The organism is Bradyrhizobium sp. CIR18 (assembly GCF_014198295.1).
Lineage (GTDB): Bacteria > Pseudomonadota > Alphaproteobacteria > Rhizobiales > Xanthobacteraceae > Bradyrhizobium.
On sequence record NZ_JACIHF010000008.1, the window covers coordinates 306,964 to 317,485 of the forward strand.

8 protein-coding genes and 1 tRNA gene are annotated in these 10,522 nt (G+C 63.2%); 5 read left to right on the plus strand and 4 right to left on the minus strand.

All coding sequences use genetic code 11. The features are described 5' to 3' along the window. Window positions 1-14: 14 nt before the first annotated feature. From GGD65_RS25155 to GGD65_RS25165, 3 genes are all read left to right on the plus strand, one after another. Window positions 15-4,127 carry a GAF domain-containing protein gene (locus GGD65_RS25155; protein WP_246783395.1) on the plus strand — a complete coding sequence of 1,371 codons (4,113 nt, stop codon included), beginning with the start codon at window positions 15-17 and terminating at the stop codon, window positions 4,125-4,127. After that, window positions 4,124-4,513: a response regulator gene (locus GGD65_RS25160; protein ID WP_092260790.1), complete on the plus strand. Its 390-nt coding sequence runs from the start codon at window positions 4,124-4,126 to the stop codon at window positions 4,511-4,513. The genes GGD65_RS25155 and GGD65_RS25160 overlap by 4 nt, the downstream gene beginning before the upstream one ends. Window positions 4,514-4,629: 116 nt before the next feature. Then, window positions 4,630-5,469, plus strand: a complete 840-nt coding sequence (locus GGD65_RS25165) for a universal stress protein (RefSeq protein ID WP_183236934.1) — start codon at window positions 4,630-4,632, stop codon at window positions 5,467-5,469. Between the two features lie 204 nt (window positions 5,470-5,673). Here GGD65_RS25165 and GGD65_RS25170 read toward each other — a convergent pair. From GGD65_RS25170 to GGD65_RS25180, 3 genes are all read right to left on the minus strand, one after another. Next, window positions 5,674-5,748 (minus strand) — tRNA-Val (locus tag GGD65_RS25170). Window positions 5,749-5,908: 160 nt separating this feature from the next. Then, window positions 5,909-7,207: a hypothetical protein gene (locus GGD65_RS25175; protein WP_018322431.1), complete on the minus strand. Its 1,299-nt coding sequence runs from the start codon at window positions 7,205-7,207 to the stop codon at window positions 5,909-5,911. Between the two features lie 121 nt (window positions 7,208-7,328). Continuing rightward, window positions 7,329-7,934: a DUF1134 domain-containing protein gene (locus GGD65_RS25180; RefSeq protein ID WP_018322430.1), complete on the minus strand. Its 606-nt coding sequence runs from the start codon at window positions 7,932-7,934 to the stop codon at window positions 7,329-7,331. Window positions 7,935-8,073: 139 nt separating this feature from the next. Between GGD65_RS25180 and GGD65_RS25185 the strand changes: the two genes are divergently transcribed. After that, the gene (locus GGD65_RS25185) at window positions 8,074-8,559 is read left to right on the plus strand and encodes a YHS domain-containing (seleno)protein (RefSeq protein ID WP_020508802.1); all 486 of its coding nucleotides are present in this window, start codon (window positions 8,074-8,076) and stop codon (window positions 8,557-8,559) included. A gap of 6 nt (window positions 8,560-8,565) precedes the next feature. Here GGD65_RS25185 and GGD65_RS25190 read toward each other — a convergent pair whose 3' ends face one another. Beyond that, window positions 8,566-9,348 carry a 3'(2'),5'-bisphosphate nucleotidase CysQ gene (locus tag GGD65_RS25190; protein WP_183236946.1) on the minus strand — a complete coding sequence of 261 codons (783 nt, stop codon included), beginning with the start codon at window positions 9,346-9,348 and terminating at the stop codon, window positions 8,566-8,568. A gap of 230 nt (window positions 9,349-9,578) precedes the next feature. On the opposite strand from GGD65_RS25190, the gene chpT reads away from it, so the two are divergent. Further along, entirely contained in the window at window positions 9,579-10,232 is a 654-nt protein-coding gene (gene chpT, locus GGD65_RS25195; protein ID WP_026202749.1) for a histidine phosphotransferase ChpT, read from the plus strand. The last annotated feature ends 290 nt before the right edge of the window (window positions 10,233-10,522 follow it).

Below are 10,522 nucleotides of genomic sequence, written 5' to 3' on the forward strand. Positions count from 1 at the left end.
CCTGGATTTTCATCATGGCCGCGCTTCCTCAGGGCGTTGTGGCGGAATTGCAGCACGAGAACGCGCGGCTCCTGGCCGAATTGCGCGCCGCACAAGATCGCGAGACCGCCACCGCGGACATCCTCAAAATCATTGCCAGTTCGCCATCGGAGGTAAGGCCGGTATTCGATGCGATCGCGAGGCGCGCCAATGCCCTGCTCGGCGGCTTTTCGACGACCGTATTCCGCTTCATCGACGGCACTGCCCATTTGGCGGCCTTCACGCCGACCAATTCTGCCGCCGATCATGCTTTGCAGCAGATGTTTCCGCGGCCGATTGCCGATTTCGAGAGTTTTGAAAGGACGCGGGCCGGTAAGGTGGTGCCGACCCCCGATACCGAAGCGCTGACAAACGACATCAAATTCATCGCGCGCGCCCGCGGCTTTCGCAGCATGTTGTTCGTTCCGCTCGCGACCGGAGGCGTGGTGATCGGCATGATCAGCGTAACGCGGGTCGAGCCCGGTAACTTCGCTCCACATCATGTGCAACTTCTGCAGACCTTCGCCGATCAGGCCGTTATCGCCATCGAGAATGCGCGGCTGTTCGATGAGGTGCAGGCGCGCACTGACGACTTGCGGGAATCGCTGCAGCAGCAGACGGCGACCGCCGATGTGTTGAAGGTCATCAGCCGCTCCGCGTTTGACTTGCAAACGGTCCTCGACACGCTCACGGAATCGGCGGCGTGGCTGTCTGGTGCCGACATGGCGGCAATCGTCCGGCAGGACACCGACGGCGCCTTCTATCATGCAACTCGGTACAATTTCTCGCCCGAGTGGGCCGAGGTCTCGGCGGGCATTCGACTCAATGCTGGACGCGGCAGCGTCGTTGGGCGCGTCCTGCTGTCCGGCAAGGCTGTCCAGATCCAGGATGTCGTGGCCGATCCCGAATACGCTTATCCCGAGCAGCAGAGAGCCGGCGGTTACCGGACCCTCCTGGGCGTACCTTTGCTTCGATCCGGAGAAACGATCGGCGTGCTGTTCCTGGGTCGCAAGGCCGTGAACTCGTTCACGGACAAGCAGATCGACCTGGTCTCCACTTTTGCCGATCAGGCCGTGATCGCGATTGAGAATGTCCGGCTGTTCGATGAGGTCCAAGCGAAGACCCGCGATCTCGCCGAATCGCTCCAGCAGCAGACCGCAACTGCAGATGTGCTGAAGGTGATCAGCCGCTCGACCTTCGATCTGCAGACCGTGCTCAACACGCTGGTCGCTTCGGCGGCCCGGCTGTGTGAAGCGGAGATGGCGTTCATCATGCGTCGCGAGGGCGATGAATACCAGGCCGGAGCAGCGGTGGGGTTTTCCGAGGAGTACATCGCGTTCCTGCAGGGTCACCCGATTACGCCCGGCCGGAGCACGGTTACAGGCCGGGCCGTGCTCGAGCGCCGCCCGGTGCAGATCCTCGATGTCGCTGCCGACCCCGAATACGGGCTGCGCGAGTCGACGACCATGGCTGGTCAGCGCACGGCGCTCGGTGTTCCCCTCATGCGCGAAAATGAGCCGATCGGCGCGCTCGTGATCGCTCGCAAGCGCGTGCAGCCCTTCACGGAAAAACAGATCGAGCTGGTCGCCACATTTGCCGACCAGGCCGTGATCGCCATCGAGAATGCGCGGTTGCTCAAGGAGTTGCGCCAACGCAGTGAGGATCTCAGCGAGTCGCTGCGCCAGCAGACCGCAACGGCCGACGTGCTCAAGGTAATCAGCCGTTCGGCGTTCGACTTGCCCAATGTTCTCGAAACGCTTGTCAGCTCGGCCGCACGGCTCTGCGGCGACCCCAGAGCCGCGATCTATCTCATTCGCGATGGGCTGCTGCACCTGGAGGCCGCCCATAACAACCCACCGGAATGGGTCGCGCTACGCAAGAGCCAACCGCTTGCGCCGAGCCGCGACACGCCGAGCGGCCGGGCTGCGCTCACTGGCCGGGTCGACCATGTCGCCGATCTCATGAAAGACCCCGACTTCTCGCGGCATGACCTCGCGAGAATCGGCGGCTATCGCGCGACCCTCAACATACCTCTGGTACGCGAGGGCGCCGCGATCGGGGTGCTCAGTCTGGCGCGACCGGAGCCGGGCCCGTTTACCTCGCGACAGATCGAGATCGTGCAGACCTTTGCCGACCAGGCCGTGATCGCCATCGAGAATGTACGGCTGTTCGAACAATTGCAGACCAGAACGCGAGACCTGTCCGAGGCACTGACGTACCAGACCGGCAGCGCCAATATCTTGCGGGTTATCGCTTCCTCGCCGACCGAAGTCGGTCCAGTGCTCAAGGCGATCGTGGAAAGCGCATGCGGACTTTGCGAGGCATATGATGCGCTGGTGGTTCTGAGGGATGGCGACGACATCGTCATCCAGGCCCATCATGGACAAGTTCCCGTGGTGTGGAGCCGGCGGGCGATCAGTGTCAAATCGCCCACCGGCCGGGCGATTATCGATCGTCGCACCGTTCAAGTGCGCGACTTGCTTGGGCCCGATGGAGAGGATTACCCGATAGGACGCGAATATGCGGTTCGCTCCAACGTTCGGACTGTTTTGAGTGTGCCGCTGTTGCGCGAAGGCGAGAGCATGGGGGCGATCGTACTGCGTCGTATGGAGGTGCGCCCATTCGACGACAAGCAGATCACTCTGCTTCAGACTTTCGCAGATCAAGCTGTCATCGCCATCGGCAACGTGCGTCTGTTCGAGCAGTTGAACGAATCGTTGGAGCGGCAGACGGCAACGTCGGAGGTGCTGGAGATCATAAGCGCTTCATCGGGCGCATTGACTCCGGTGTTCGACAAGATGCTGGAGAACGCGACGCGAATTTGCGGCGCCGGCTTCGGCACCATGAATCTCTATGAGGACGGCGGCTTTCGCACGGTCGCATTGCATAACGCGCCACAGGCTTATGTTGATACCCGGCTGTACCAGAGCATCCGCCCACATCCGGCGAGCGGGCTCGGCACCGTCGAGAAAACCCATCAGACGGTTCATATCGACGATATCAGGACTCAGCCGCCCTATGTCGAAGGCAACCCGAACGTTCGCGCGCTTGCCGACCTTGCCGGCGCAAGGACGCTCGTCATCGTGCCGATGCTCAGGGAAGATGAGCTGATCGGGACCATCACGATCTTTCGCCAGGAAGTGAAACCCTTCACAGACAAGCAGATCGAGCTCGTGTCCAATTTCGCGCACCAGGGCGTGATCGCGATCGAGAATGCACGCCTGCTGAACGAGCTGCGCGAGCGCACTATGGAACTGTCGCAATCGCTCGAGGAATTGCGAAATGCGCAGGATCGGTTGATCCAGACCGAGAAGCTTGCCTCGCTCGGGCAACTCACCGCCGGCATTGCGCATGAGATCAAGAACCCGCTCAATTTCGTCAACAATTTCGCTGCGCTTTCCTCCGAACTCATCGACGAACTCGGCGACGCGCTGCGCTCGGCCGGGCTCGGCGAGGCAGCAAGGCTGGACATCGACGCGCTGATACACATGCTGCAAGGCAACCTGGAAAAGATCGTGCAGCACGGAACGCGCGCCGATTCCATTGTCAAGAATATGCTTCTGCACTCTCGCGAAGGGTCTGGCGAACGCCGCGCGGCCGATATCAACGCCATCCTCGAGGAAAGCCTCAACCTTGCTTATCACGGAGCGCGCGCCGAGAAAGCAGGCTTCAATATCACGATTGAAAGGAACCTCGATCCGTCTGCGGGCGCGCTCGATCTGTATCCGCAGGAAATCACGCGGGTGTTCCTCAATCTCGTTTCAAACGGCTTCTACGCGGCGAGCAAACAAAGGGACGCCGCCGGCGACGGCTTCGAGCCAAGGCTGCGCGCGACGACCACAAACCTCGGCGCCGCCGTCGAGATCCGGATTCGCGACAATGGCGCCGGCATCCCGGCCGACGTGAGAGAGAAGATATTCAACCCATTCTTCACAACCAAGCCCGCAGGCGAAGGAACTGGCCTTGGCCTTTCAATTTGCCACGACATCATCGTGAAACAGCACGGCGGCAGCATCGAGGTCGATACCGAGCCCGGCGATTATACGGAGTTCATCATCAGGCTGCCGCGTAGGCTGGCGGCGCCATTGCAGACCGGAGGCAGAAGTTGAGCGTCTTCATAATGGTGGTTGACGACGAGCCCGATGTAGAGGTGCTGTTCCGCCAGCAGTTTCGGCGCGATCTGCGCTGCGGTCGTTTTCGCATGGAATTTGTACCGTCGGCACCGCTGGCGTTGCAGCGCGCGGCCGAGACAGAGGATGCAACCCTGATTCTGATCCTGTCCGACATCAACATGCCCGGAATGAGCGGGCTGGAGCTGCTGCCTATCGTGCGCTCGGCCCGCCCCGATGTACCGGTCATCATGATCACGGCCTATGGTGACGCCGAGACCAGGCGCAAGGCGCTGGCGAACGGCGCAGCCGACCTGTTGACCAAGCCAATCGACTTCGCGGCGCTTCGCCAGGAGATCGATGCGAGGCTTGAGCAGGTCGCATGACTGCAAGCATTGTTGATGACAACCGGAACGAGGCGAAGTGAAATTATCGTAGGCATCAATTCAAGCGAAACTAGGCATCCTGCGTCACTGCCCACTGCAAACACCGGAGGTCGAAAATGAAGACGCTCTTGGTCCCGCTTCAGAATATTCCGATGATGACATCCACGCTCGATGTCGCCGTACGCCTTGCGCAACGTACCGGCGCCTATATCGAAGGCTTTCCGCTCCGGTTCGGCATCCCGCAATATCTAGCCGCGGAATTGGCCACCGGCATTCTGTTAGATACGTATGAAGTGAAGAGCGAAGCCGAATTGAACGACATGCGCGACTTTTTCGAAGCATTCATGCTGAAGCACGATGTTCCTCGATCCCCTGCCGGATCGGGTCGACCGTGCTTCGGCTGGCTGGAGACCGCGCCTGAGGGCGAAGACTTTGTCGGAAGTTACGGGCGCGCCTTCGATCTGATCGTGATGGCAAGGTCTGACATTGATGCTGCGGGCCCCCACCGTCGCGCGATTGAGTCCGCGCTGTTCGAGAGCGGCAGGCCCGTTCTACTTGTGCCATCGAATGCACCGAGAAGCGTCGCAACAAACATCATGATCCACTGGAACGGGAGTACCGAGCAAGCTCGGGCCAACGCATTTGCCATGCCGTTGCTTCGTCTGGCCGAAAGGGTATCAGTCCTAACCGTCGTTGGCGGCCAAGCGGTACCAGGACCGTCTGCCGATCAGATCCTCCAGCAACTGCGGTACAATGACATTGCAGCGCAGGCGAGAACGGTTGAACTGGAGAATCGTGATACCGGACAGGCAGTGCTCGATGTCTGCAGAGCTGAAGGCTGCGACCTCTTGATCAAGGGAGCCTTCACACGCACCCGCTTGCGGCAAATGATATTCGGCGGGGCGACCAGCTATATCATGGAGCATGCGCAGCTGCCTGTCCTGATGGCTCATTAGAACGCGCGCCTCTCTTCAGATCATGCCATCCTGCTCCCGTCTTGCCTGACGAGCCAAACCAGGGTTCGGTAAAGGCGCAACCCATTGATCCGGCTGGGGCCGGCTACTGTGCATGGGGTTGTTTTCGACATTTTTGATACCGACGGTCCCGACAGCCATGAGGCTTGGGCGATCGTCCGCATCCGGCTGGGTTCAGGAAACGAATGGTGGGCGCACAAGGGATCGAACCTTGGACCTCTCCCGTGTGAAGGGAACGCTCTCCCGCTGAGCTATGCGCCCGGGACTATCATGCAGACGGCCGGACCTGTTCGGCCGGCCGGCGCATCGGAGCCCGCGATTTAGAAGTGCGGGCTTAAGGTGTCAAGTTTCCAGGCGCCGCGGGGGCGGAAAACCTTGGCCGGTCGCGCAAATTCGCAAGGGAGGGCGGATTTCGGGCCGCTTACGCGCCCTGCTGGCGGGCGCGGGAGGCGTGGGCCTGCAGCGCCCGGATCCGCTCGGCCAGCGTTCCGCCGCCTTCGGGCAGGCTGCCTGCGGCCGCGCCGTTGGTCGCGGCGTCGTTGGCCGGGCGTGGCGCCGGCTTCGGCGGCTGGCCGGCCTCGGCCGCCAGCAGCGCCTCGATCGGCGAGTTCGGGCCTTCGAGCTGCATCGCGAGTTTCGCCACTTCGGCGGCGATGTCGTTGATGCGCTCGCGGAGCAGCGCATTCTCCATGCGCTCGGTCGCCCAGGAGCTTTCCGCCTGCTGCTGGATCGCGTTGATGTCGCGCTGGAGTTTGGCGCGCTCGTCGCGGGCGGTGCGCAGCTGCTCCTCGAGCGCGGTCTTTTCCGCGCGCAGCGCTTCCATGGCGGCCGAGGATTTGCCGCCGCTCAAGGCCGCGATCTGGACGCGCAGCTCCTTGATGGTGCGCTCATCGCCCTCATGGGCCTGGCGGAGCTGGTTGTTCTCATAGTCGCGCTCGGCGAGCAGCTTGCCTTGCGTCGCGAGCCGGCCCTCGAGGTCGGCGACGCGGCCCGACAGCATCTCGGCTTCCTTCACCTGTCCGATCAGCTGGCGATCGAGCTCGGTGACCCGCTGGCTCAGATTCTCGACCCGGCCGCGGGCATCGCCGAGCTCGCGCGAGGCGGTCTCGGATTCGGTCCGCTCCTGCGCGAGGCGCGCTTGGGTGGCGGCAAATTCCTTCTCGGCATCGCCGACGCGGTTCTTCAGTTCCTCGATCTGGGCGCGCACCGCGACCAGCTCGACCTGGCGGCTCTCCGCCATCATCGAGCGGTCGGATAGTTCCGAGTTGATCTTGGCGAGCTCGTTCTGCTTGTCGGTCAGCGCGTTCTCGGCCGCGCGCAGGGCTTCGGTCTTGGCGTTGAATTCCTCTTCGGTGGCGCGGAGCTGCTCCTTCACCGCCTTCTCGCGCGCCTCCAGCGCGAAGATCGTGGCGTTCTTCTCGCCGAGCTCGATCTTCATGCGGTTGATGGCGTCGCTCTTCTTGCCGAGCTCGGCGAGCTGGCTCGTGGTCTTGTTCTTGAGCTGGTCGACGCTCATCTCAAGCCGCCGCGCCGACATGGCGAATTCGGCGCGGAGCTGGTCCTTGTCGGCCTGGATCTCGGCCATCGACAGCGGCGTTGCGGCCTCTAACCGGCGCGTGGTCAGGCGCACGGCGCGGTTATGCACGAGCGGCACGATCGCGAGCCCGCACAGCATCGACAGCAGGAAACCGATCGCCAGGTACATGATCGGTTCGACCATGGGGCAGAACTCCCAAGCTTAAGGAAAAATTCACCAACGACCATGCCATGGCGGCCCGGCAAAAAGCCAGCCCCGGCCTGTCGTTAACCTTGATCCGTAAGCCCGATGGGAGAGGAAAACCCTAGAATGGGTTCCAGGTCGCACGCGGCGTGTATTTGAGATAGCCGATATTGGCGCCTAGCCTGAGGCCGAGCCCGGAGCGGATCGGCACCAGCACGATGTTGTTGGCGGTGAGCGCCGTCATGCCGAAGCCGCCGATGATGTAGGCCGAGCCGTCGAGGCCGGCGAAGCGCTGGTAGATCGCGTTGGTGGCGGGCAGGTTATAGACCAGCGTCATGGTGCGCGCGCCGTCGCCGCCCCAGTCGAAACCGAGCGAGGGGCCCTGCCAGTAGACGCGCAAGTCGCCGGCGTTCTTGGTGTAGAGCGTGCCTTCGCCATAGCGCAGGCCGGCGACGAACGCGCCGGAACCTTCCTCGCCCAGGATATAGCCGTTGGGCAGGCCCCATTGGCTGATCGCCTTCTCGATGATCGAGGCGAGCCCGCGCGAGACGTTGCCGAAGAAACGGTGCCCGGCGCCGACGAGCTCATCCGGCCCGTAGGTGCTGGGCGTCGGGGTCCGCTGCGGCGGCGGCAGATTGGGCGGCGGCGCCTGCTGGGCCGAGGCCGGCACGATCCAGCCGACCATCGCGGCAAGCGCGAGCGCAGCAAGGCGTGATGCGAAAGTCATAAAAGAACCCCTGGTACCGAAACCGGTCGCTTCCTTAACCTGACGCCAACAGGCGAGGCTCTAGGTTGCGCCGGATGTCCCCTCGACTCGGATGTTATCCGCAGCAACTATGACGGCACAACGGCAGGAAGATAGCCCTTTGCGCCCCGGAATTGCCTTGATCGGCCTCCTCGTCGGCCTGCTGTCGGGCCTATGGCTCACCGGCCCGGTCACGCCGGCAGGGGCCGCCACCACCGAGCGGGTCGTCGTCAACCGCTTCACCGGCGTCGCCATCGAAGGGTTCGACCCCGTCGCCTATTTCGTCGATGGCCGGGCCTTGCGGGGCACGGCGGAGTTCGAGGCGAACCTCTGGGGTGCGGTCTGGCGCTTTCGCAACGAGGGCAACCGCGCTTCCTTCCTGGCCTATCCCGAAATCTATGGGCCGCAATTCGGCGGCTACGACCCCGCCGATATCGCCCGCGGGGTGACCGTCGCCGGCAATCCCCGTTTCTTCGCGATCGTGGCGCAGCGGCTCTATCTGTTCAGCCGGGAGGCCAATCGCGACGCCTTCGCCGCCAATCCCGAGCGGTTCCTCTATGAGGTCGGCAAACGCTGGCCCGCCCTTCAGGACAGGCTCGGTCAGTAGCAGCCTTCAGAGTCTGGCCGCCTGCGGGTCGCCCCAGGCGATGAACTCCGGGATGATGAAGCCGCTGGCGTGCCGTTCGCCGAAGCGGAGCTCGCCGCCCTTGCCGTCGGTCACCTTGCCGCCGGCCGCGGTTACGACCGCAGAGCCGGCCCCGACGTCCCATTCACAAGTGGGCCCGAAGCGGGGGTAGATGTCGGCGCTGCCTTCCGCGATCCGGCCGAATTTCACCGCCGAGCCGACCATCCGTCTGACGGCGTTGGGCCTGTTATCGATGAACGCTTCGCTCCTGGGATCGCCGTGCGAGCGGCTCACCGCCGCGATCCAGGGCTCGCCTTGCGCCGGCAGCCTGCGGGTGTGGATCGGCTCGGCCACGCCGATGGTAGAGCCGTCAAAGCTCACGCGCTCGGCGCCGCGGCCGACGATGCCGCGCCAGAGCAGGCCGAGCGCGGGCGCGCTGACGATGCCCAGCAGCGGCACGCCTGATGTCACCAAAGCGAGGTTGACGGTGAACTCGTCGCGACCGGCGACGAACTCCTTGGTGCCGTCGAGCGGGTCGATCAGGAAGAAGCTGCCATCAAACGAGGGCGAGGCGAGCTCGGTCCGCTCTTCCGAGAGGGTCGGAACGTCGCCCGCAAGCTGGGCCAGGCCGTCCGCGATGATATGGTCGGCGGCAAGGTCCGCCTCGGTGACCGGCGAGCCGTCCTGCTTGCCGTCGATCCGCATCGCCGCGCGGTTGACGCTGAGGATCGCCTCGCCCGCCTTCACCACCAGCGCGGTGAGCGGCTCCATCAACCGGGATGCGGCCTCGGCGTCGATGATCCTCACCTGTGTGCCTCATTCGTCAGCAAGTCTCGTCCCCCTCAGTTGATTCGCCCGCCGCCCTTTATGGCCGCTTCGAACCTATCGCAAGCTAGCTGCCACGGGCTGGCGAATGTTAGAACCCGCAGCATCCGTCAAGCATGCGTGATTCGCGGCGTCCAGCGCCGTGCAATTTCAGGAACCCTCCAGGACCCCTTTATATGTCTGACGCCTCGTCGCCCGCGACTGCCACTGCTCCCGATATGCTCGAACTCGCAGCGCTGCTGTGCTCGCGGGTCTGTCACGATCTCATCAGCCCCGTCGGCGCCATCGTCAACGGGCTCGAAGTGCTCGACGACGATCCCAAGCCGGAAGACCGCGAATTCGCGCTCGACCTGATTCGCAAGAGCGCCAAGACCGCCTCCGCCCGGCTCCAGTTCTGCCGCCTCGCCTTCGGCGCCGCCGGCTCCTCCGGCGCGCAGATCGATCTCGGCGATGCCCAGACCATGGCGCGCGGCCACATCGAGGACGGCAAGTGCTCGATCACCTGGAATCTGCCGCGGCTCCTGCTGCCGAAGAATCGCGTCAAGCTGCTGCTCAACATGCTGGTCGTGTCGCAGCACACGATCCCGCGCGGCGGCATGCTGACGATCGACCCGATCGGCGAGGGCGAGACGATGAGCTTCCGCATCACCGCGACCGGACATAATGCGCGCCTGCCGCAGAACATCTCCGAGCTGCTGAGCGGCGAGCGCGGCCCTGCTGCGGATGCGCATGCGATCCAGCCTTACTATACGCGGCTGCTGGCGCAGGCCTGCGGTCTCACCGTGACGCTCAAGCCGGAAGGCGAAGCCATCATCATTACCGCTTCGTAAACGCGCGCAGCGCGCTCGGCATCTTAATCAAATCTTTACGAGGCGCTTCGGCTTGTCCGGAGCGCCTTATCTCTTTGTTGGTTCCGTTCTTTTGCACATACTCAACCAATATTAAACGCTTTGCGGTGAAGCTGGCCCCATTCCGAATAGGCGCATCACAATTCGTGCGTGCCCGCCCTGTATGAAGGCCTGTTTTCATGGATGATCTGTTGCGGGAGTTTTTGACGGAGACCAGCGAGAGCCTGGACACCGTCGACAACCAGTTGGTGAAGTTCGAGCAGGAGCCGAAC